This is a genomic window from Pseudomonas sp. UBA5706 (assembly GCF_002419965.1).
GTDB lineage: Bacteria > Pseudomonadota > Gammaproteobacteria > Pseudomonadales > Pseudomonadaceae > Aquipseudomonas.
This window is the reverse complement of record NZ_DIHC01000038.1, coordinates 43,800-64,949: the sequence shown is the minus strand read 5'-3', so window position 1 is coordinate 64,949 and position 21,150 is coordinate 43,800. Positions and strand designations below refer to the sequence as shown.

Sequence of the window (21,150 nt, the reverse complement as noted above, 5' to 3'; positions counted from 1 at the left end):
CCGGTGCTTATTTGGCGAAATCCATGACGGTCAACGCAGGTTCGGCACGGAAGAGCCTGTCCTCGGCCTGCGCCAATCGCTGTGCGCTGAAGTCAGGATCCAAGCCCGCGCCGGGAACCCCCTCGGCCGACACCAGTTTGAGCTCGCGGACACTGTGCCCGGACGCGAACAGGCAGTGACCGGTTCGCGTACCCGAGAGTTCGCTGACCATGTACAAAAGCACCTCAGCGACATGCTCGGGCGCCAGTTGAGTCTGCATCTCAGCGTCCATCAGCGGCGCCGTCAGTGCCGAAACTGCCGTTGGCACCAGCGTCCAGACACGAATGCCGAACCTGACTCCCTCGATTGCAAGGACATTGGAGAGCCCCCAGGCGCCCGCTTTGGAAGCGGCGTAGTTGCTTTGCCCGAAGTTACCCACCAGGCCGGATGGCGAAGACGTATTGACAATCACGCCGCCCCCGTTTTCCTTCATCCAGGCGAAAACCGGCCGGGTAACCGCGTACATACTCTTGAGATTGACCTTCAGCACCGCGTCCCAGTCGTTCTCCTCCAGCTTTACAAACGACTTGTCACGCAAAATGCCCGCATTATTGATCAGAATATCGACACGCCCGAACGCATCGAGCGCGCTGTGCAGCAGTGACTCTGCCCCCTGCATGCTGGAAATATCCTCAGTGTGCGCAATCGCCTGACCGCCCGCTTCGCAGATACTCGCAGCAACGTGCCCGGCGGTGAACGCGCCGTTCTCATCACGGCCCAGATCATTAACGACGACCAGCGCGCCCTCCTCTGCCAGACGTCTGGCATGGGCCGCGCCCAAACCTCGACCCGCCCCCGTAACGATCGCAACCTTGCCTGTCAGCAGCCCCATCCAACACCTCCGATAACTGTCATCTTGTTATTCATTTTCATGACCCCCGGGTAAAAAATGATCGGATAGCCCTGTTTTAGGCAGGCACGACACCCTTGACCTTCAAGCCTTGACGGATGCTACTACAATTAGCTGACTGTTTGACAGTTATCAAGATCGGAGCGATGCTGTCGGCACAACAAAGATAAGGAGTACACGGCGGTGCCACTGGACTACCAACGGATCAAGAACTGGCGACTCCCCGAAACCCGGCATGCCTATGACGCACGCGAAGTGATTCTTTATGCACTCGGCGTCGGCGCGGCAACCCAAAACCCGCTGCCCCCGGAGGATTTGCAGTTCGTCTACGAAGACGGCCTCAAGGCATTGCCGACCATGGCCAGCATTCTCGCCAGCGGACCTTTCTGGATGGGCGACCCCCGTGCCGGGATCGACCTGACCAAGGTATTGCACGGGGAGCAATACCTGACGATTCATCGTCCTTTGCCAGCAGGATGCCAGCTGATCGGCCAGGACAACGTCGATGAAATCTACGACAAGGGCGCCGACAAAGGCGCGGTCCTCTACATGACGCGCAAGCTCTATGACGCACAGACGCGCGAGCTGCTGGCCACCTCCTCCTGGTCAACCTTCATGCGCGGCAATGGCGGATTCGGCGGCACCGCCTCGAACCCGCCCAAGCCCTATCCCCTGCCCGACGACCGCGCGCCAGACCGGGTCCTGGAGCTCTCCAGCCGTCCCGAGCAGGCCGTCATCTATCGGCTTTCCGGCGATCTCAACCCGCTGCATATCGACCCTGACTTTGCCCGTCGCGCCGGTTTTGACAGGCCAATCCTGCATGGCATGAGCAGTTATGGAATGGCTGGGCGCGCCATGATCAAGCTGATGTGTGAGAACGATCCTCATCGCTTGCGCGTGCTTAACCTGCGCTTCGCATCCCCAATGTATCCCGGAGAAACCTTGCGTATCGAACTATGGAACATAGGTCCGGGCAAAGCGTGTTTTCGCGCCCGCTCGGTTGAACGCGATCAGATCATCCTCAACAACGGCTACGTCGAATTCGACGCTTGAACGGACGACCACCATGAACTACCAAGACATCAGCTACGAAGTGATCGGTGCAGTGGCACGGATCTGTCATAACCGTCCGGCGCAGGCAAACGCCGAATCCGAAAACCTGCTGGCCGAGCTTGACCATGCACTGGAAGTCGCACGCCAGGACGACGCCGTTCGCGTAGTGATCATCGGCGGTCGGGGCAAGCATTTCTCCGCTGGCCACGACCTGATGGACGGCATGGAAAAAAGAGGTGATTTCTCGCCCGAGCAGCACTGGCTCTGGGAAAGCGAGCACTACCTGGGCAACGCGCTGCGTATCTGGGACTTCCCTAAACCGACCATTGCACAGGTACAAGGCGCGTGCATCGCCGGCGGCTTCATGGTCGCCAACATGTGCGACATGGTCGTTGCCGCCGATGACGCTTTCTTCAGCGATCCGGTGGCGCACAGCCTCGCCGCCGCGTCGGTGGAGGCGTTGATGCACCCGTGGGTGATGGGCATCCGCAAGTCCAAGGAATTCCTGTTCACCGGGCAGCGCCTGTCTGCCGTCGATGCCAAGGAGCTGGGTATGGTGAATCATGTGGTGGCCCGCGCCGAGCTGGAACAATTCACCCTGGACCTGGCCAATCGCATCGCGCTCGCTCCGCCGATTGGCATCCGGATGCTCAAGCGCTCGATCAACCGCTCAGCCGACATCATGGGTTTCCGCAACTCGTTGATGGCGCACTTCGACACCCACATCCTGAGCACATCGACCCGCGAGCATCTGGACCTTGCTGCCGCCGGAATGCGCGCCTCGATGGAGGCTGCAAAAAAGGCCCAGTCCTGACCGTTCGACACATGGGTCACCCTCGCTCCGGGCGGCCACCTCACTTAACCGCTTGCGAAGATCCGACCGGGAGACTGCATGCCGCTGGACTATGAAAACCTTATCAAGTGGCCGTTTCAGCCGTTCACTCGTCATTACGATGAACAGAACCTCATCGAGTTTGCCCAAGGCTTCGGGGCGGGGATCGATGAGAACTGGATAGAGGCCGATAATTGCTATCTCAAACCCGGACCGTTGTTCCAGGCCTTACCGATGGCCGCCGTGGCGCTAACCGACGGCCCCTTCTGGGAGCAGGATGGTGCGACGGGGATCGACTGGCGGCAAATGGTGCATGCGCAGGAGAGCCTCTACATTCATCGTCCCTTACCCCGCATGGGAGGCGTCACCGTCAGCCAGCGAGTCGCGGACATCTTCGACAAGGGCGCCGAAAAAGGTGCCGAAATGCTGCAAACTTTGGAATTGAGCGACCTGCAAGGCGAGCTATTGGCTCGCGTCGAGGTGACCACCGTGCTGCGTGGCAATGGAGGCTTTGGTGGTCAGCCGAGCAACCGCCCCCGATTGCCGGCCATTCCGGATCGCGAACCCGATGCGACCCAGGACATTCGCACACCGGTAGATCCTGACACCCCGTTCAGGCTCAAGGCAGACATCGCACTGACGCGCGAAACCAACGGCATCATGATCCGCGGGCTGGGCAGTTTTGGATTGGCCGGTCGTGGCGTGCTGTGGCTGACGTGCGCCAATCGCCCGGAGCGTCTGCGAATGATCGCCGTTCGCTACGCCGGCCCCATGTTCACCGCCGAAACGATGCGGCTGGAGCTCTGGCACACCGCACCGAACCAAGCGGTGTTTCGGTTGCAGGCAGTCGAACGCCAACAACCGGTGATCAGCAGCGGCGTTGCCGAGTTTGATCCGGACGTTGCGGATTAGCCGTTACTTGGCAGCCGCGGCATCTCCCGAATGCGCAGTCAACGCTTGCTCTGCGGGTTCACTGACGGCCTTGGTCCGCTTGGCCTTGGCTGTCGGCGCGGAGCTTGCGACCGCTTCGCTCGGCTCTTCGTTCGAGCCGCGCAAGGTTTGCGCGATGATACGGGCGATCGCCGCATTGACGCGCTTGGCACCCAGACCGCGCTCCATCAACATCGGGTCGGTTGCTGCCATACGTTCCATCGACGCGTGCAAGGCTGTGGCCTCTGCATAGGCGTCGCTGCGTTTACGACCACCGACCGCCGGGTTGACCGCCAGGATCAGCTTGGCAAACCGTTCGATAAAAGGAATGTAGGTGTTCATGCGCAATTCGTCGAAGCGTGGGTCGCCCCGGTCGGCTTCCAGATTGCGATAACGCAATATCTCACGATGACGGCTCCAGACGGCATTCAACGTCTCGATCAGCACCAGCGCCTCTTTCTCGAACGTTCCTGCAGCCCAAGGAGTTTCGAGCAGCTTGGCGACCTCGGCCATTTCCTCGTTCGCCATCAGCCCCAGTGCATAGAGAACATCCTGCACGTCGTCAAAATACATATAAAAGCTGGCCGATGATGTCCCTGCCGCTTTTGCAATCGCCACGGCGGTAATGTCCACCAGCGGATGAGTAAACAAGAGCCTGCGGGTGGCCATCATCAACTTGTGTCGGGTTTCCTGACCTTTACGCCCAAGAATCTGCCCCTGTTTGTTCATCGTCACTTCATATGCCATCGCTTTACCTTACCCGTCCTGGACGCTTCGCACACCAGGGTGCGCACCTGATCTCGCCCCCCATCGATCGTCATTACTCATTCCGACAAAAGGATGAAGCAACAGTTATACCAAATACAGACTAGGCCAGCGAGATTTCATTCAGCTAAAAACGGGCCCTTCCGCAAAATTATCAGATAAGCCCCGAGCATAACTGACTACTCGACAGTTATAGTGCTAGAATTCCATTTCATCTAAACCCTGGCGCTGCGGTCCGGGCGCTATCGCACAGGAGGTCTTATGTCAGACATGGTCGCGGATAAGGTAGTGGTCATCACCGGCGCTGGCAGCGGGATAGGAATGGAATTTGCGCTGGCTTTCGCCGCTCACGGCGCAAAGGTCGTGGTCAATGATCTAGGACGCGACGCACACGGCAACAGCGCTGCCGAGAGCGTGGTCACCCGCATTCGGGAACTGGGCGGCGAGGCCGTGGCCAGTACAGACAATGTCTCGCAATGGGACAGCGCCAAGCACATCGTGCAGGCCGCGCTGGACAGCTTCGGGCGCATTGACTGCGTCGTCAATAACGCTGGCATCGTGCGTGACCGTTTCTTCTTCAAGATGAGCCTGGAAGAATGGCAGGCGGTCGTCGATGTGCACCTCAACGGCTCGTTCTTCGTCGCTCGCGCCGCCGCGCCTTATTTCAAGGAGCAGGCCAGCGGATCTTATATACACATGACCTCCACCAGCGGGCTGATCGGCAATCCAGGGCAGGCGAACTATTCGGCGGCCAAGATGGCGGTCGTCGGTCTGTCCAAAAGCATCGCCTTGGACATGGCGCGTTACAACGTGCGGTCCAACTGCATAGCGCCATGGGCCTGGACGGCGATGACCGCCTCGGTGCCCACCGACACACCAGAAGCCGCCGCGCGCATGGAAAAACTGAAAACGATGGAACCGCGCAAGATCGCCCCGCTCGCGGTGTATCTGGCCAGCGATGCAGGTGCTGGAGTTTCCGGGCAGATCTTTGGCGTGCGTGCCAACGAAATCTATCTGTTCTCACAATCGAGGGTGATCCGTTCCGTACATCGAAGCGAGGGCTGGACCCCTGAGGGCATTGCTGAACACGCCATTCCTGCCATGCAGACGTTCTTCTACGATAACGTCCCTTCGCCACAACTGACGACTTGGGACCCACTGTGATGACTATGCATATGGACGCCTCGGAAACCGAGATCATCGGTACCGGCTTTCCGTGGGAATAGCTGCCGGTGGGCCGACGCTTTCGAATTTACGGTCGCACCATCACCGAAGCCGACATCACAACAAGCATCTCCAAGGTGTGTGACATGAAAAAGTGGCAATGTTTTTTCTGCAGTTTTATCTATGACGAAGCCTTGGGCCTACCGGACGACGGTATCCCTGCCGGAACTGCATGGCAGGACGTGCCTGAAGACTGGCTGTGCCCTGAATGTGGCGCGGCGAAAGAAGATTTCGCCATGGTAGAGATGGCATGAGCACGCCGCGCGACAACAAGGAACACAAGGGCGTGCGTCCATCAACCGCCATTGTGGGCATCGGACATGCAGGTGGCGACTCCGCCGTTGCGCTGCGGCAGCAAGGTTATACCGGCCGCATTGTTCTAATCGGTGACGAACCGCACGCGCCCTATCATCGCCCTCCATTGTCCAAGGCTTTGCTCATCGACTCCTCCGTGGCGGTACAAGACCGGACGCGGCTTACGAAAAAGCCGGCATCGAGTCATGGCCGGGCAAGACAGTGACTGCGCCGGACCCGCAACGCTAGCTGCTAAAACTGAGCAACGGCCAATCCGTTGCATACGATCAATGGGTACTAGCGTACCGGCGCCCCGCCCCGACACTGACGCTTCCCGGTCTGCCGCAAGCGTCTCGGCGGAATGTCTGCACGATGAACGGATGAATCTGAAAGAACGCGCCTTGAGTCTGGTCGCCTAGAAGCATGCATTAACTGACAATATGTCTGTTTTTGTTGATCCTGCCTTCCAGCAAGAGTAACGTTAGGCTGCGAATACAACAAAAACCGTAGCCGTCCAGAACAGCCCGTCGTTGAACGGGCAGAGACGGCTAGAGCGATGGAGACAACGCATGAAAGTTGATGACCTGATCCTGGTGAGTGTCGACGACCACATCGTTGAACCCCCTACCATGTTCGAGCAGCATTTGACGGTCGAGCAAAAGGCCTTTGCGCCCAAGGTGCTTAAGGACAAGAACGGTGCGGACTTCTGGCTCTTCGAGGGCCGCCGTGCAGGTAACATCGGGCTCAACGCAGTGGTCGGCAGGCTGCGTGAGGAATATGGCTGCGAACCGATTTCCTTCGAGCAGATGCGCAAGGGTGCGTGGGACATCGATGCGCGAATCGAGGACATGAATGCCAATGGTCTGCTCGCGTCCATCAACTTTCCGAGCGTCGTGACGTTCGACGGCAGCCTGTTCCACCAATTCGACAACAAGAAAAATGCGCTGACCCTGTTGCGCGCCTATAACGACTGGCACATCGATGAGTGGTGTGGCAGCTATCCAGGACGCAACATTCCCAACGCCATCATTCCCTACTGGGACATCAATGCTTCTGTCGCGGAGATCAAGCGAGTGGTCGCCAAGGGCTGCCATGCCATTTCCTTCTCGGACAACCCTTCCCTCAAGGGTCAGCCCAGCATCCACGATTCGCACTGGGAGCCGTTGTGGAAGGTGTGTGCCGAAAACAAAGTGATGATCAACATCCACATCGGTTCCGGAGCCCAGGCCCCCCATGCCTCGCAGCATTCGCCGATTGACGCGTGGATCATTACCATGCCGATCTCGATAGTCAATTCAGCTGCAGACTGGCTGCACCTCAAGGCGTTACAACGCTACCCTGACCTGAAGATCGCGTTGTCCGAAGGCGGGATTGGCTGGATTCCTTACTTCCTCGAACGCGCCGATTTCGTGCATGAGCATCACAAGGCCTGGACCTATGCCGATTTTGGCAAGAAAAAGCCAAGTGAAGTGTTCCGCGAGCACTTCCTGACCTGCTTCATCGATGATCGATTCGGCATCAAGAACCTGGAAGAAATCGGCGAAGACAACGTTGCCTATGAGTGTGACTATCCGCACTCGGACACGATCTGGCCGGAGTCGGCAGACATGCTGGTCAAATCGCTGCAGGGCCTGTCTGAAAGCGCCATCGACAAAATTACCCATGCCAATGCCCTGCGCCTTTATAACTTCGACGCCTTCGGCATGATGGGTGGACGCGAGAATTGCACCGTCAGCGCACTGCGCAAACAGGCGACACACGTCGACACCCGCGAAAAATCCTATGGCGGCCCGGCACCGCTGGCAGAGGGCGAGACCCGTCGCAGCGTAACCTCCGGGGACATCATCGCGATGTTCACCAAGGTCTCTCAGGACGATGGCAAGCTCACCGCGGAAAACGTCTGAGGCTGCTCGCTAAAGGAGCCGCAATCAAACGCGGCTCCTTCGATTTTTCGCTGTTGGAGGCTGACATGCTTTACGACTATCAGCGTCATCTGGCGCAATGCAAATCAAAAAAGACACCACCGACTCCCTTGACGCCCGAACAAGCGCAACAACTGATTCGACTTCTGGAAAATCCTCCAGCGTTTGAAGAACCGACACTGCTCGAACTCTTCGAGCGGCACATCCACGGCAACCCGCAAAGCGAAGCACATGCACGCCACTTTTTATTCGCTGTGATCAACGGCGTCTCGGCTTGCAACTTGATCGGCCCTGCGCGCGCCCGCCGTTTGCTTGACAACCTGTCTGAACCTGCAGATCAATCAGGCACTGGCGAGGGCGTGCATAAACAGTCATAGGTTATGAAGTGGTGCCGGATCGCGCTTCCAGGGTAGCGATTAGCGTCTGGCTGTCCGTCAAAGTGCTGTAGAGCGGCAGTTGGTTTTTCACGATGAAGTCGTGAGTTTCCGCGCTCGCGCCGGCTATACAATCCACCGGAATCACAACCTGATAACCCAGATCAGACCCGCATAGCGCCGTGCCGGAAATCGCCACGTTGGTGGATACACCCACCGGCACCAGCGTTTTCACACCCATGTGACGCAGCATCGCATCCAGCTCCGTTCCGTGAAATCCCACAAGGCTAAAGCTTCGAGCGTGCACGACGTCCCCCGGATGAGGTCGCATCTGGCCGGCAGGCTCGACGTCCGCCGAGCCTTCCAGCATTCGCGCCTGGCGCATGGATCGGACGATGATCGCGCTGGTTTCAGGCACGTCGATATAGCCCGCCTTGTGAACCACATGCAGATGGATGACAGGCAGCCCGGCAGCCCTGAACGATTGTGCCAGTCGACTGATGCGACCCAGGATGTCTCGTTGCTGAACCTGCTCGACAAGCCCCGGAAAAGCGCTCAGTTCCGGGTCGATCACACCCCGCTGGCATTCACTGATCAGCAACGCCGGTCGCCTCTCCTGATCGAACCCCCTCACCATATATTTTTCCCCTCGTCAGGCGTCCATGATGGACGCTGGTAGCCCGATTAAAAACAATTGCAAGAACACTATAGCTGACATACTGTCAGCTAAATACGTTTTCTTTCGAGGGATATGATGGCGACCGAATTGGATGGATCTCTGATTACGATGCTGCGCGATTCCGCACAAGACGTGCTGCAACATCATTCTTTGTCTAGGTTGCGCGGCTGGATTGCAAAGCCTCGTCCGGTCGATATGTCCGTGTGGAAGGCAATAAGCGACATGGGCTGGACCGGTCTGATGCTGCCCGAGGCCCTCGGCGGCAGTGGGCTGGACGTGCGCTACGCCTGCGAACTCTGCGAGATCATGGGCCAGCATCTGCTGTGTGAGCCGTTTATCGCGTGCAGCGTGATGCCCTCAGTCGTTATCGGATATCTGCCGCAAGAGGATGCGTGCCTACTGTCCGAGGTTCTGAGGTCAGGTGAACGTTTGATCGCCCTGGCCTGGCAGGAAATGCCTGGACAGGTCGATACCTTGCCTTGCGGCGCTGAGTTGAAGAATGGACGTCTGTATGGCCGGAAAGTCTTTGTCGTCGGGTATGAAGCGTCGTCGATCCTGCTGGTATCGGCAACGGAGAATGGCCAACCCGTGTGGGTAACGTTAGAAGCCAACGCCCCTGGCGTGTCTGTCCGGCACTACGCCGTGGGCAACGGCAAACAGACTGACATTACATTCAGCGGCGCTCCGATGCTCTGCGCGACGCCGCTGCTCAAAGGGGATGCCGCTTTGACGGCATGGCAGGAATGCCTCGCCGTCGGCCGGATTACACAAGCAGCGTACTCGAATGGACAAACCACTGGCTGCCTGCAGAAAACCCTCGATTATGTGTCTGAGCGCAAGCAGTTCTCCCGGCCCATCGGCGCTTTTCAGAGCGTCCAGCATCGCTGTGTGGACATGAGCATAGGGCAGCACCTGGGGGACGCCGGTTGGCGCCACGCGGCGCAACAGCATGTTCAATCACCGCTCACAGCCATGACCGAATCAGCGATCAGCGCGGCCAAAGCGCGTAATGCTCAGGTAGCTCTCGACACGGCCCGGTTAGCGGTGCAGCTCCATGGCGCGATGGGCTTTGCGGAAGAGTCGAACATCGGCCTGTATCTGCGCGCTGCAATCAGCGACAGTGCCTGGCTGGGGTCCGTCTGGGCCCATCGTCGGAGATTCGTCTCGCGGCGCGAACACCTTGTCACGCCCATTCCGGCCGCTGAACCATTCGCCACCGAAGACCCGAGAGACTGGAGCGACACCTATTTTCGCGCACGCCTGCGAGCCTGGCTGGTGGATCACTACCCCGCCTCCTTACGTCAGGATGACCGACGCCCGTTCCTGCGTCTGCGCGGCGAAGACCAGGTGAACTGGCTCCGGTGCCTGCTACAGCACGGTTGGCGTGCCCCGGCTTGGCCCAGAGAATATGGCGGCATGGGTATTTCTTTCGCCAAGCAAATGATCTATCAGCAGGAAATGGAGCGAGCCGGTGTGGCACGCATCATCGATAATGGCGAAACCCAGCTTGGCCCAACGATCATCAAATACGGTACTCAAGCGCAGAAAGACTGGTACCTGCCGCGTATCCTCTCCTGCGACGACATGTGGTGCCAGGGATATTCAGAGCCGGGCGCGGGCTCGGACCTCGCCAGCCTGGGGACTCGCGCGCGCCGGGCGGGAGACGAATTCGTCGTCGATGGCCAGAAAATCTGGAGCACTCACGCCAAAGACTGCAGCCATATTTATGCTCTCGTGCGCACTGGCACCTTCGAACGCAAGCAGCAAGGCATCAGTTTTTTGCTGATCGACCTCAACAGTCCCGGCGTGACGATTCGTCCCATAGCCAATATCGCGGGAGAAGACGAGTTTTGCGAAGTTTTTTTCGACAGTGTTCGTGTTCCCGTCACCCAACTGGTCGGACCTTTGGATGAGGGGTGGTCCATCGCCAAATCGCTACTGGGTCATGAACGAATCTGGCTTGGTAGCCCTGCAATGGCTCTGCGAGCACTGGACCTGAGCGAGCGACTGGTCGCCGCGCTGGCCTTGCAAAATGATGCCGGGATCACCGACCGGCTCGCGATCCTGCAAGTCGATATGCACGACTACCTGCGGTTATATAACAGCATTTGTGATCAGGTCAGCCAGAACGGGCGGGACCCTGGGCCAAGCGTGTCGATGCTCAAGGTTTACGTAGGTGAGTTACTGCAAAGGGTGACCGAGTTCTGCATCGAGATTGCCGATGAGGCGGGGGCAGTCGTCGGCGATACCAACATCTGCGGGATCGCCACCGATTTGCACTGGATGCGGATGATGAGCCTACCGGTGACGATCTACGCGGGGGCCAATGAGGTCCAGCGGGACATCCTCGCCCGTACCATTCTTGGCATGCCATCGATCAGATAACCTGCGCGTAAGCCTTCGTTTCACGCGGGAAGCATATGACGCTGGAACGGGTTGACGCTTGTTGTCGCTAGCCGCAAAACCGCGATTGCCCGCTCGCATATGAGGCCGCTTGCTTGAGGCTGCTAACCACAAACGAATGGTGGGACATGTTATGCGGGTGCGCGGCCAGGATTAGTCCACAATGAACAACTTCGCCCCAGAGCTGGTGAATGACCGATGTCCCTCGGCGTTATTCCCGACCTGATAACGCATGCCCGGCGATAACATGAACTGACGACCATCTTCCATTTCGGTATGCAACTGCCCCTCAAGGCAAACCAGGATGTGCCCCCTCCAAAACCGATGATTGGCAAAATACCCAAGGCTGTACCGACCAGCCGCGCACGGGTTGAAGCGAGTGGGCAGTTACGCCGCTGAGCTGTGCCTGTCCGCCTGCGCCACCGGCTCTATCGTCGCCCAATCGAGGGTACCGAATGGGATTGCAGCAAGATCCACGGTCGTTCTCCCGAAACCCGATAAATGCAAACCGTCTCCGAGCGACGATGTGAGGCGATGGACACAGAGGGCTCGCATTTATGGGATACACGTGCCGCGCAAATCGAAGACCAGTGGCCGCGCCCTCCTCCTAGCGACCACTTATGCCGGCCGGTTCGCCGTTAGGCATCCGTGAACGTCTGCCCGCGCGCCTGGCCCTTGGCCAACGGCGGCGGGGACTGCGGTTGCGTGAAGTCGGCGGTCCAGTGCCAATTGCGAATCTCTGGCATGTCTTCGAAATGTTCGCGGATATACGTGTGGTGCCGGCGCAGCTGGTCTTCGAAGTAGCTCATCGCGTCCAGGCTGCTGGAACGTAATCGCGGCACGTGTGACAACGCATCGATGGCAAGCTGATAACGGCTCATGTTGTTCAGCACGACCATGTCGAACGGCGTGGTCGTGGTCCCACGATCAGAGAACCCGCGTACGTGAAAACGCGCTTCGTTCGCGCGCCCATGCACCATGGAGTGAATTACCCAGGTGGAACCATGGAAGGCAAACATCACCGGCACCTCGCGGGTGAACAGCGCTTCGAACGAAACGTGGTCCATGCCGTGAGGACGGTCGTCGGGGCTGGCCAGGATACTCAAATCGACCACGTTCACCAGGCGAACACGAATACCGGGTACGTGTTTCTGTAGCAACCAGGAGGCCGCGACCGCTTCGGTGGTTGGCACATCTCCGGCGCAGGCGAGCACGATATCCGGCTCTGCCCCGCCATCGTTGGTGGCGAAATCCCAGACCGATGCGCCCTGCGAGCAATGCTTGAGGGCCTGATCGAAATTCAGCCACTGGAAATCCGGTTGCTTGCCACAGGTGACCACGTTCACGTAATTGCGACTGCGCAAACAGTGGTCGAAAACGTTAACCAGGCAGTTGGAATCCGGCGGGTAATACACGCGCACCACGTCAGAGCGGCGTTGCAGCACATTGTCGACGAAACCGGTCGATTGGTGGCTGAAACCGTTGTGGTCATTGCGCCATGCATGACTGGTCAAGAGGATGTTGAGCGAGGCCAACGGCCGCCGCCAGGCGAAATCGCGGCATTGTTGCAGCCATTTGGCGTGCTGCGTAACCATGGAGTCGACCACTTGCGCAAAGGCTTCGTACGTCGACCACATGCCGTGGCGGCCCGTCAGCAAATAGCCTTCTAGCCAGCCTTCGCACAGGTGCTCGCTGAGCACTTCCATGACCCGACCGTCGCGGGCCAGATGGTCGTCGATGTCCAGCAATGGGCCTGCGGCGGTTCGCTGGGTGGCTTCGAACACTGCATTCAGGCGGTTGGAATTGGTTTCGTCGGGGCCGAAGAGTCGGAAATTATGCGGGTTGGCGCGAATGACATCGCGTAAATATTCACCCAGCTTGCGCGGCGCTTCGGCGATCACTTCGCCAGGGCCCGGAACGTGCAGGCCATAGTCGGCGAAATTGGGCAGGTCCAGCGCCGTGAGCAGTCGACCGCCATTGACGTAAGGAACCGCACCGAGACGTAGCTGCGCAGGAGGCGTCAAGGCCTGCAGTTCAGCGACCAGGCTGCCTTTGTCGTCAAACAGCTTATCCGGCTGGTAGCTGCGCATCCATGCTTCCAGCTGCGCCAGATGATCGGGGTTCTGCACGACGTTAGCCAAGGGCACCTGATGCGCGCGGAAGGTGCCTTCCACCGGCAGGCCATCGACCACCTTAGGGCCGGTCCAGCCTTTGGGGCTGCGCAGGATGATCATCGGCCAACGCTGGGCAGAGGTATCGCCCTGCTCCCGGGCCTGCTGTTGGATCTGCCGGCCCTTTGCATACGCCGCGTCCAGGGCTGCGGCAAAGCGCTGATGCATGCCAGGCACGTCATCCCCGGCGACAATCAGCGGCTCGTACCCGCGCCCACGGTAGAGATCAATCAGGTCGGCATCGGTGGTCCGCGCCTCAACCGTGGGGCCGGATATCTTGTAGCCATTGAGGTGCAGGATCGGCAGGACCGCTCCGTCGCGACGCGGGTCCAGGAAGCGCACGCTCTTCCAGCTGCCTTCCAGCGGACAGGTTTCGGCCTCGCCGTCACCAATCACGCATGCCACCCACAGGTCGGGGTTATCGAAGACCGCACCGAACGCGTGCACCAGGGAGTAGCCCAGTTCGCCCCCCTCATGCAACGAGTTGGGCGTATGCGGGCCACAATGGCTGGGCACCCCACCGGGCGTCGAGAAACTGCGGAAGAAGCGCAGCATGCCGGGCTCGTCCGGGGTGATGTCCGGATGCACGTCGCTGTAGGTCCCTTCCAGCCACGCACACGCGTTGAGCGTCGGCCCGCCGTGGCCCGGCCCCGAGATGTAAACCATCGATACCCGCTGTTCGCTGATCAGCCGGTTCAGGTGCACATAGATAAAGTTCTGCCCTGCCGATGTGCCCCAGTGCCCCAGCAGCCGTGGCTTGATGTGCTCGGCTTGCAGAGGCTCACGCAACAGCGGATTGGCCTTGAGGTAGATCTGCCCGACACACAGATAGTTGGCGGCTTGCCAATATCGGTGCATCCGGTCGAGCAAGTCGGTCGACAACGGGCCGTCTGCCACGGGCGTTTGCGGGCTGACTGGGCTTGCGTTATCGGCGCTGGAAAATGCGGGATTGAAAGTGTACATAGCGACTCCACGAAAAGGTGACGATGGAAAGGACCCGGCTCAGGCCGGGAATTCATGGTCAATCGGGGTGACTGGCGAGCACGGTCTTGGTAGAAGCTTTAAGGTGTGTCGCGCAATGACCCGATCTTCATCGGTGGGGATCATCCAGGCCCTGACTGGGCTGCGCGCTGACGAAAGACGCGAAGCGGATGACTGGTTAGCCGCTTCGTCAAATTCCAGCCCCAGCCAGGCGCAACCGCGCATGATCGCGGCGCGCACCGGGGCTGCGTGTTCACCAGTGCCGCCAGTGAACACCAAGGCGTCCAGGCCACCCAGTACGGCGGCGAAGCTGCCTATCTCCCGCACCACGTTGTGAACATACAGCGACACCGCTTCATGGGCCGCTGCGTGATCGCTGGCCAGCAAGGTGCGCATGTCGCTGGAAATGCCGCCTGACACACCCAGCAGACCACACTCGTGATACAGCAAGTGTTCGAGCGCTTGCGCGGACATCCCGCGCTCGCGCATCAGGTACAGCAGGATGCCAGGATCAAGATGGCCGGGGCGGCTGCCCATCAGCAACCCGTCCAGCGTCGTGAAGCCCATGCTGGTGGCGCGACTGCGCCCGGTGTGCAAGGCGCACAGGCTGGCGCCATTACCCAGATGCGCGACGATGGTTCGTCCCGCTGCAGCGGCAGGGTCGTATTGGCCCAGCACGCCAGCGATGTACTCGTAGGAAAGCCCATGAAAACCGTAACGACGCACGCCGTCCTCGGTCATTTGGCGAGGCAGGCCATACAGGGTTTCAAGGGGGTCGAGCGTGTGATGAAAAGCGGTGTCGAAACAGGCCACCTGGGGTAATCCGGGGTGCCTGGAGGCCAGAAAGCGAATCGGCGCCATGCACAGCGGCTGATGCAGCGGCGCGATAGGCGTCAGCGCTTGCAGTTCGGCCAGCAGGGTCCCATCGACCAGAGCGGCAACGTCTCGACGCGAGCCCCCATGCACCACACGGTGTCCGGCTGCGATCAGCGGCCCCCCGGTGTGCGCCTCGATCCAAGGCAGCAAATGCTCAAGGGGGTCGCTGTCTTCCGCCGGGAGTGGCCAGTGCTCCTCGATAACCTGGCCCTGTGCGTCGGTAAACGCCAGGACCGACTGCCCTGCCCGCCATTCCACACTACCCTGCCCCAGCGCCACTGGCTCACCCCGTTCAATGGCGATAGCGTGATACAGCGAGAATTTCAGGCTGGAGGAACCAGCGTTGAGCACCAATAACGAACCGTTGATCTGGGCGGGTGAAGTCGGGGTTGCCATTCACAGCTCCTGGTATCCGGGGTGGGCACGCTTGTTGGCTCACGTCTTACTGGCTGAGGATCACCTTCATTGCTTTCTCCTGAGCCGCATTGCCGAAAATCTCGTACGCCTGAAGGATGTCATCAAGGGCAAAGCGATGAGTGATCAACTGACGTGCATCGATCTTGCCGGCCTGCACGGTCTTGATCAGCATTGGAGTGGTATTGGTGTTGACCAGCCCGGTGGAGATGTTGATGTTTTGAATCCACAGCTTCTCCAGATGCAGCTCGACACTCTTGCCATGCACCCCGACGTTGGCAATGTTGCCACCGGGCGCGATCACCGCCTGGCAGGTATCGAACGACGCCGGAATACCCACCGCCTCGATGGCAACGTCCACACCTACGCCATCGGTCAATTCAAAGATACGCTCAATGGCATTCTCGGTCTTGATGTCGATCACGTCAGTGGCGCCAAAGCGCTTGGCCACCTCAAGTCGATTGCTGTCACCGTCGACCACGATCAGCGTAGCCGGTGAATAGAACTGGGCGGTCAGCAACGCAGCCATGCCTACCGGCCCGGCGCCGACGATGACCACGCTGTCGCCAGGCTTGACCTTGCCGGCAAGCACGCCGATTTCGAAGCCGGTCGGCAGGATATCGCTGAGCATCACCAGCGCTTGCTCGTCCGCCCCGGCTGGAACCGGATAAAGGCTATTGTCGGCATGCGGGATGCGTACGTATTCTGCCTGAGTGCCGTCGATCAGATGGCCCAGGATCCAGCCGCCGTCAGCGCAGTGGGAATACATCTGTCGGCGGCAATTGGGACAGCTGCCGCAGGACGTGACGCAGGAGATCAGCACGTGATCGCCAGGCTTGAAATTGCGTACAGCCGATCCTACCGTTTCGACGATACCAACCCCCTCATGACCCAGTGTCCGGCCCGGCGTCACGGCAGGGACATCGCCCTTGAGAATGTGCAGGTCAGTGCCGCATATCGTCGTGTGCAACAGGCGAATGACGGCATCAGTGGGTTTGTCGATGAGCGGGACGGGCTTGTCGGTCCAGACTTTAACGCCTGGGCCTTGATAGACGAGGGCTTTCACATTCTCTTCCTTTATCCGATGGGACATCAGTATGGGATGCACGTGCTGGACCGGTGGCCTTCTTCGAGGCGCTGATTATTCCCTGACCCGCAGAGTGAAGGCTGGACCGATTAAATCATCGACCGTTGAATAAATCAAAGCCTGACCAACCCGGTACGCCCTCGCGAATGCGCGCAGAAAAAGCCTTGCCGGATTGCGACTGGGCACGCTCGGTAATTCGACCTGCATCACGCAACGCCTGAAGCGAATAACCTGGCTGCAAGCCCCCGGCATCATAAACGTAGCCCGGCAGGTAACCGGTCAGAAGCAAACGGTAGTCCATCGGCAGGCCTGTGACGATGGCGTTCATCATGTCGAAGACAATGCTGGTGCAGTTGGCGGTGACGGTGTTGTAAAAGCGCGGGTGATTCAACAAATCATTGGTCTGTTCAACATAGGACAACAACAAAGCCTTGCGAGCAGAGGCCGATAATGCCACGCGATAGAGATAATCGTCCTCGTCGCGCACATTGGTTCTAACCCGCAGCGCATCACGCTCATCAGTCGCCAGGATGCTGACTTCATACTGTTTGAAAAAACCGGCGATCGCAGAATAACTCTCGCCTTTTTCTTTGCGCGTTTCGACGCTGAATAAAAGAAACCGACCGTCATCGAAACCGAACGACACCATGACGTGAGCGATAGCGGGCATGCCCCAGTACGACGTGATCAGGTCCACCGAAGCCAGGTGATCCAGGTCGTACTCACGTGTCTCCCACCGTATCTGGTAATCGTCATCCGTGTGCCACTCGAAATTGCGCACATTGCGAAGGGTGAGCTGGTTGCCGTTGATTTCCCCTGAGGTCATTTGCGCAACGTCATCGGCCCAGATGCGCGCGTTCGACGGTGTGAGCGTGCTCCACCATACGCCGATACCGGCCAGGAGTACGGCGTAACCGAGAATGGCGCGCAAGGGCCGTGCGCTCCACGTCAGAAGGACCAGACCCACGCCGCATAAGCACCAGACAAAGACAGCTGCATGATTGGCCCACGGCGGCAGCGCAAGGCGATAACTCAGTGCCAATGCGCCCCAGGCGAGCAACACGCCACCTGTCACGGTTCCCAGGCCGCGCAGAAGTGTGCCGATAACCTTGCTGGCGAGGCTCATGGTTGACTCCCTGTCGGCGCTTGCAGATCGTGAAGATGCTGCTGGAGAATTCGCCGGATCTCGATAATCGCCTGCGGTGTGTCCTGAACACTGTGCCCGGAGGGCACTATTTTTTCCGATTCGGCACCCGCCAGATGACTACTGCCGTAGGGCACTACCCCATCATCGGACAGGGTCAGTGCAAGGGACGGCGTGTGATTACCGATAATGCTGTGATAGCGGACCTGAGGTGAGATGGGCAGGTCTGCGACTGCCATGACGAACGGATCGCGGTTGCTCAAGTTGTCGATGCTGTTTAATGGCCGGGCCACGGCCGCAGAGGACGCGCTGCCTGGCACTACCAGCAACTGCGCGAGCTGCTTGAACCGGTCGAGCACCGACACCGGCAACGCACCAACCCGGCAGCCCAGCGCGAAACACGGTTCTCGGCAAAGGGCGTTCCCCGGTGCGGCGCGGCGACGAAAACCGCGCGGCTGACCTGCGGCAAAGGATTGAATTGCAAATACGGGTCAAGGTGGTTTCGCGCGGCCGCCAACTGTTGATTATTCATCTTGTACCTGGCGAGCAAGGTGTCGCGTATCCCGGCCCCGGAAGTCGACACCATTAGACGGGACAGCACACCGCCCATGCTATGCCCCACCAGGACCACATCGTGACTGGCCCGTGCGGTTTGATCGGGATCGAAGTGCTGCAGCGTCTGTTCGATGACCTTTCGGATCGTGGCGTTGTTCAAGGCCAGCGGCAGGTTGGTCGGATAGTACAGCTGCCAGACCTGGTAGTTGCGCCTGAGGTTTTCGTCACCGAGCACCTCATTGGCAACGTTGATCCAGGCCTCGGGACTGCTCGCCAGACCGTGCAACATGATCACCACATGACGGTTGGGATCATAGGGCTGCAACAGATACAGATGAGGCTTTTTCAGGACTTCACCCCTGCCTACCAGCGTCAACAACGACTGGCGGGCAAATCCGGAGCGCGCAAGCCACAGACCATAGCCCGAGGTAAAGTTTGCCGCCAACGGTGTTTCGTTGCCGGCAAGCGTGACAGCGTCCTGACGATAGGGGTCATAGGCCAGCACTTCGACTTCGTCGGTGGCGAGTACTTGCTCAAGGGTTTGGCCGGGAAAGCGCGCAACGGCAGTCAGGGCCGGAAAAGGCGTCTCGCTCCAGGGCTGTTCATCGCTATCGCTGTCAACCACCTTTTTCGCCGTCACCGCAACCAGCTCGGCACCGATTCCGTCACGGCGATACTGGTTGCGCAGGCCAGCAAAGGACAGGGATGAGGCCGGAATGAGTGCCTGAGGCAACGAACGCGCGTTGGCCAGACGCACATTCTCCATGCGCCCGAACACTGTCCAGCGACCTGTTCGCAGTCGGAAGTTTGCGTGGCCGTCCTCGGCCTTCGGCGGGTGCCCCCGATACCGTTCGAACAACTCGCCGAGCGCTTGCTGAACGGAGAAATTGTAGTAATCGCGGACTTGGGACTGGCGATCTTCCAATGCTCGCTGACTCGGTGTTCTTGCGGTCATGAACAGGTAGGCGTAGGCATAACGCGCGCTTTCCAGAAATGCGTCGGTACGCTGTTCGGCAGTCAATGGACCGTGGGCATGCTGAGCCTCTTGCAGCCACAATTCAGACAGCGTGGCAAGCCGCTGTTCCTCGCCCAACCCGGTGTTATTACGCACCTGTTCACGACAGTCCTGTGGCGCCTCTTCGCAGTGTGTTTCTTCGACACCCGCAACCTGCAACGCGGTGCGCGCGGCTGCGCTGAGTTGCCCAGACGTCAACACGTCGCCGCGCCGAAGCGCGAGATAATCGCGATTATCAATGGTGTTGACCTTAACCCCGGCACAACCTGCGACACCCGCCACCAGCATGATCAATATGGCGCCTTGGCAAGCGCAAGAGGTCCCCTTCAACTGATGCAACGACACAAAAACCCCTGACCGATGAAAAATGACAACTTCACAACTTCACAACCTGCCCGCCTGAGTGGACAGCGTTATCACGCCATCTGACTGATCGTTTTACGAAAGCGCGACAGCGAAATCACAAACAGGGCCGAGCCGATGACGAGCAGCGTCAGGAACGTCGGCCACACCACCATCACCCCTGCCCCGCGATAAAGAATCGCCTGACTGAGCTCCACGAAGTGGGTGGTCGGCGCGACCAGCATAATGTTCTGCACCAGTTCGGGCATGCTTTCGCGCGGCGTGCTGCCGCCGGAGAGCATCTGCAGCGGCAGCAGCACCAGGATCATCAACATGCCGAACTGCGGCATGCTGCGTGCCAGCGTCGCGAGAAATATCCCCATGGACGTGGTCGCGAACAGATGCAGCGCAGCGCCGGCCAGAAACAGCAGGATAGAGCCCTCGATCGGCACATGCAGCAAGCCCTGGACAATGAAGACCAGCGACAGCGCGGCCGCCGTCAGCACCACCAGCCCCATGGACCAGACCTTGACCAGCATGATTTCCCGAGGGGTCACCGGCATCACCAACAGGTGTTCGATAGTCCCGTGTTCACGCTCGCGAATCAGCGCCGCGCCAGTCAGCACGATGGACAGCATGGTCACGTTGTCGATGATCTGCATCAACGCGCCAAACCAGGCGTGCTCAAGGGAGGGATTGAAACGCATGCGGGTCACCAGCTCGACAGGCAGGGCTTGGGCGCCGCGGTATCGCTGCACAAATTCAGTGATTTCGTCATTGACCATCTGCTGGATATAGCCGCTGCCGGTAAACGCCTGGGACATGCGCGTCGCATCGACGTTGAGCTGGATTTCCGTTACCCGGTTCGCCAGCACATCGCGTTGGAAATTCGGCGGAATGGTCAGCGTGAAGGTGTAGTCACCCGCGTCCAGACCCGCATCCACCTGCTCCAGAGAGATCATCATCGGCGTGGTGAATTGCGGTGGGAAGAACGCCGAAGCGATGCGCCCGGATAGCGGCGACTGGTCTTCGTCGACAATAGCGATGGGTGCCATGTGCAGCACGTCCGGCTGGGCCGTTGCGGCGGTGTAGACCGAAAAGGTGAAGGTATAGATGATCAGCACCAGCATCGTCGGATCGCGGGCCAGGCTCCACAGTTCCTTGATGCCCAGCCGGTAGATATTCTTGAGCGATTGCATG

19 protein-coding genes and 1 pseudogene are annotated in these 21,150 nt (G+C 59.3%); 9 read left to right on the top strand and 11 right to left on the bottom strand.

Annotated elements, in window-relative coordinates; all coding sequences use genetic code 11:
* Nucleotides 1–7: 7 nt before the first annotated feature.
* Nucleotides 8–871, bottom strand: coding sequence for an SDR family NAD(P)-dependent oxidoreductase (locus B3I26_RS18205; RefSeq protein WP_296259628.1), 864 nt, complete (start codon nucleotides 869–871; stop codon nucleotides 8–10).
* Between the two features lie 201 nt (nucleotides 872–1,072).
* On the opposite strand from B3I26_RS18205, the gene B3I26_RS18200 reads away from it, so the two are divergent.
* The 3 genes from B3I26_RS18200 to B3I26_RS18190 all read left to right on the top strand — a co-directional run bounded on the left by B3I26_RS18200 (nucleotide 1,073) and on the right by B3I26_RS18190 (nucleotide 3,686).
* A complete protein-coding gene (locus tag B3I26_RS18200; protein ID WP_296259627.1) occupies nucleotides 1,073–1,942 on the top strand; it encodes a MaoC/PaaZ C-terminal domain-containing protein in 870 nt (289 codons plus the stop codon).
* 13 nt (nucleotides 1,943–1,955) lie between these two features.
* Nucleotides 1,956–2,756, top strand: coding sequence for an enoyl-CoA hydratase (locus B3I26_RS18195; protein ID WP_296259625.1), 801 nt, complete (start codon nucleotides 1,956–1,958; stop codon nucleotides 2,754–2,756).
* Between the two features lie 78 nt (nucleotides 2,757–2,834).
* Complete coding sequence (locus tag B3I26_RS18190) at nucleotides 2,835–3,686, top strand: MaoC/PaaZ C-terminal domain-containing protein (protein WP_296259623.1); 852 nt, start codon at nucleotides 2,835–2,837, stop codon at nucleotides 3,684–3,686.
* A gap of 3 nt (nucleotides 3,687–3,689) precedes the next feature.
* On the opposite strand, the gene B3I26_RS18185 is transcribed toward B3I26_RS18190, so the two are convergent.
* The gene (locus tag B3I26_RS18185; RefSeq protein ID WP_296259621.1) at nucleotides 3,690–4,451 is read right to left on the bottom strand and encodes a TetR/AcrR family transcriptional regulator; all 762 of its coding nucleotides are present in this window, start codon (nucleotides 4,449–4,451) and stop codon (nucleotides 3,690–3,692) included.
* A 279-nt stretch (nucleotides 4,452–4,730) separates the two neighbouring features.
* Between B3I26_RS18185 and B3I26_RS18180 the strand changes: the two genes are divergently transcribed.
* The 5 genes from B3I26_RS18180 (at nucleotide 4,731) to B3I26_RS18160 (ending at nucleotide 8,286) form a co-directional block, all read left to right on the top strand.
* Nucleotides 4,731–5,633: an SDR family NAD(P)-dependent oxidoreductase gene (locus B3I26_RS18180; RefSeq protein ID WP_296259619.1), complete on the top strand. Its 903-nt coding sequence runs from the start codon at nucleotides 4,731–4,733 to the stop codon at nucleotides 5,631–5,633.
* A 146-nt stretch (nucleotides 5,634–5,779) separates the two neighbouring features.
* Entirely contained in the window at nucleotides 5,780–5,947 is a 168-nt protein-coding gene (locus B3I26_RS18175) for a rubredoxin (protein WP_296259617.1), read from the top strand.
* On the top strand, nucleotides 5,944–6,213 hold the full coding sequence (locus B3I26_RS18170; protein ID WP_409521985.1) for an FAD-dependent oxidoreductase: 270 nt from the start codon (nucleotides 5,944–5,946) through the stop codon (nucleotides 6,211–6,213). Before B3I26_RS18175 ends, B3I26_RS18170 begins: the two co-directional genes overlap by 4 nt.
* 343 nt (nucleotides 6,214–6,556) lie before the next feature.
* Entirely contained in the window at nucleotides 6,557–7,891 is a 1,335-nt protein-coding gene (locus B3I26_RS18165; RefSeq protein WP_296259616.1) for an amidohydrolase family protein, read from the top strand.
* A gap of 65 nt (nucleotides 7,892–7,956) precedes the next feature.
* Nucleotides 7,957–8,286, top strand: a complete 330-nt coding sequence (locus tag B3I26_RS18160; RefSeq protein ID WP_296259615.1) for a hypothetical protein — start codon at nucleotides 7,957–7,959, stop codon at nucleotides 8,284–8,286.
* A gap of 1 nt (nucleotide 8,287) precedes the next feature.
* Here B3I26_RS18160 and B3I26_RS18155 read toward each other — a convergent pair whose 3' ends face one another.
* On the bottom strand, nucleotides 8,288–8,920 hold the full coding sequence (locus B3I26_RS18155; protein ID WP_296259613.1) for a cysteine hydrolase family protein: 633 nt from the start codon (nucleotides 8,918–8,920) through the stop codon (nucleotides 8,288–8,290).
* Nucleotides 8,921–9,034: 114 nt separating this feature from the next.
* Here B3I26_RS18155 and B3I26_RS18150 point away from each other — a divergent pair, with 114 nt between their 5' ends.
* Nucleotides 9,035–11,347 (top strand): acyl-CoA dehydrogenase, encoded by a 2,313-nt coding sequence (locus B3I26_RS18150; protein ID WP_296259611.1) that lies wholly within the window; start codon nucleotides 9,035–9,037, stop codon nucleotides 11,345–11,347.
* A gap of 171 nt (nucleotides 11,348–11,518) precedes the next feature.
* Here the strand turns inward: B3I26_RS18150 and B3I26_RS18145 are convergent.
* The 8 genes and pseudogenes from B3I26_RS18145 to B3I26_RS18110 form a co-directional block, all read right to left on the bottom strand.
* Nucleotides 11,519–11,842: pseudogene (locus B3I26_RS18145) on the bottom strand (DHCW motif cupin fold protein).
* A gap of 161 nt (nucleotides 11,843–12,003) precedes the next feature.
* Complete coding sequence (locus B3I26_RS18140; RefSeq protein ID WP_296259610.1) at nucleotides 12,004–14,499, bottom strand: phosphoketolase family protein; 2,496 nt, start codon at nucleotides 14,497–14,499, stop codon at nucleotides 12,004–12,006.
* A gap of 39 nt (nucleotides 14,500–14,538) precedes the next feature.
* Complete coding sequence (locus B3I26_RS18135) at nucleotides 14,539–15,789, bottom strand: acetate/propionate family kinase (RefSeq protein WP_296259609.1); 1,251 nt, start codon at nucleotides 15,787–15,789, stop codon at nucleotides 14,539–14,541.
* Between the two features lie 46 nt (nucleotides 15,790–15,835).
* On the bottom strand, nucleotides 15,836–16,873 hold the full coding sequence (locus tag B3I26_RS18130; protein ID WP_296259608.1) for a zinc-dependent alcohol dehydrogenase family protein: 1,038 nt from the start codon (nucleotides 16,871–16,873) through the stop codon (nucleotides 15,836–15,838).
* A 115-nt stretch (nucleotides 16,874–16,988) separates the two neighbouring features.
* The gene (locus B3I26_RS18125) at nucleotides 16,989–18,020 is read right to left on the bottom strand and encodes a DUF4105 domain-containing protein (protein ID WP_296259607.1); all 1,032 of its coding nucleotides are present in this window, start codon (nucleotides 18,018–18,020) and stop codon (nucleotides 16,989–16,991) included.
* Nucleotides 18,017–18,403, bottom strand: coding sequence for a hypothetical protein (locus tag B3I26_RS18120; protein ID WP_296259606.1), 387 nt, complete (start codon nucleotides 18,401–18,403; stop codon nucleotides 18,017–18,019). The genes B3I26_RS18125 and B3I26_RS18120 overlap by 4 nt, the downstream gene beginning before the upstream one ends.
* Nucleotides 18,358–19,896, bottom strand: coding sequence for an esterase/lipase family protein (locus B3I26_RS18115; protein ID WP_296259605.1), 1,539 nt, complete (start codon nucleotides 19,894–19,896; stop codon nucleotides 18,358–18,360). Before B3I26_RS18115 ends, B3I26_RS18120 begins: the two co-directional genes overlap by 46 nt.
* A gap of 128 nt (nucleotides 19,897–20,024) precedes the next feature.
* A complete protein-coding gene (locus tag B3I26_RS18110; protein WP_296259603.1) occupies nucleotides 20,025–21,149 on the bottom strand; it encodes an ABC-2 transporter permease in 1,125 nt (374 codons plus the stop codon).
* Between the last annotated feature and the right edge of the window lies 1 nt (nucleotide 21,150).

Bases quoted from the DNA above. Each gene is read 5' to 3' on its own strand.
- B3I26_RS18165 (WP_296259616.1), top strand. From the start codon at position 6,557: ATGAAAGTTGATGACCTGATCCTGGTGAGTGTCGACGACCACATCGTT.
- B3I26_RS18110 (WP_296259603.1), bottom strand. From the start codon at position 21,149: ATGCAATCGCTCAAGAATATCTACCGGCTGGGCATCAAGGAACTGTGG.
- B3I26_RS18190 (WP_296259623.1), top strand. From the start codon at position 2,835: ATGCCGCTGGACTATGAAAACCTTATCAAGTGGCCGTTTCAGCCGTTC.
- B3I26_RS18125 (WP_296259607.1), bottom strand. From the start codon at position 18,020: ATGAGCCTCGCCAGCAAGGTTATCGGCACACTTCTGCGCGGCCTGGGA.
- B3I26_RS18150 (WP_296259611.1), top strand. From the start codon at position 9,035: ATGATGGCGACCGAATTGGATGGATCTCTGATTACGATGCTGCGCGAT.
- B3I26_RS18160 (WP_296259615.1), top strand. From the start codon at position 7,957: ATGCTTTACGACTATCAGCGTCATCTGGCGCAATGCAAATCAAAAAAG.
- B3I26_RS18205 (WP_296259628.1), bottom strand. From the start codon at position 871: ATGGGGCTGCTGACAGGCAAGGTTGCGATCGTTACGGGGGCGGGTCGA.
- B3I26_RS18115 (WP_296259605.1), bottom strand. From the start codon at position 19,896: ATGCTGGTGGCGGGTGTCGCAGGTTGTGCCGGGGTTAAGGTCAACACC.
- B3I26_RS18175 (WP_296259617.1), top strand. From the start codon at position 5,780: ATGAAAAAGTGGCAATGTTTTTTCTGCAGTTTTATCTATGACGAAGCC.
- B3I26_RS18185 (WP_296259621.1), bottom strand. From the start codon at position 4,451: ATGGCATATGAAGTGACGATGAACAAACAGGGGCAGATTCTTGGGCGT.
- B3I26_RS18180 (WP_296259619.1), top strand. From the start codon at position 4,731: ATGTCAGACATGGTCGCGGATAAGGTAGTGGTCATCACCGGCGCTGGC.
- B3I26_RS18170 (WP_409521985.1), top strand. From the start codon at position 5,944: ATGAGCACGCCGCGCGACAACAAGGAACACAAGGGCGTGCGTCCATCA.
- B3I26_RS18155 (WP_296259613.1), bottom strand. From the start codon at position 8,920: ATGGTGAGGGGGTTCGATCAGGAGAGGCGACCGGCGTTGCTGATCAGT.
- B3I26_RS18195 (WP_296259625.1), top strand. From the start codon at position 1,956: ATGAACTACCAAGACATCAGCTACGAAGTGATCGGTGCAGTGGCACGG.
- B3I26_RS18135 (WP_296259609.1), bottom strand. From the start codon at position 15,789: ATGGCAACCCCGACTTCACCCGCCCAGATCAACGGTTCGTTATTGGTG.
- B3I26_RS18140 (WP_296259610.1), bottom strand. From the start codon at position 14,499: ATGTACACTTTCAATCCCGCATTTTCCAGCGCCGATAACGCAAGCCCA.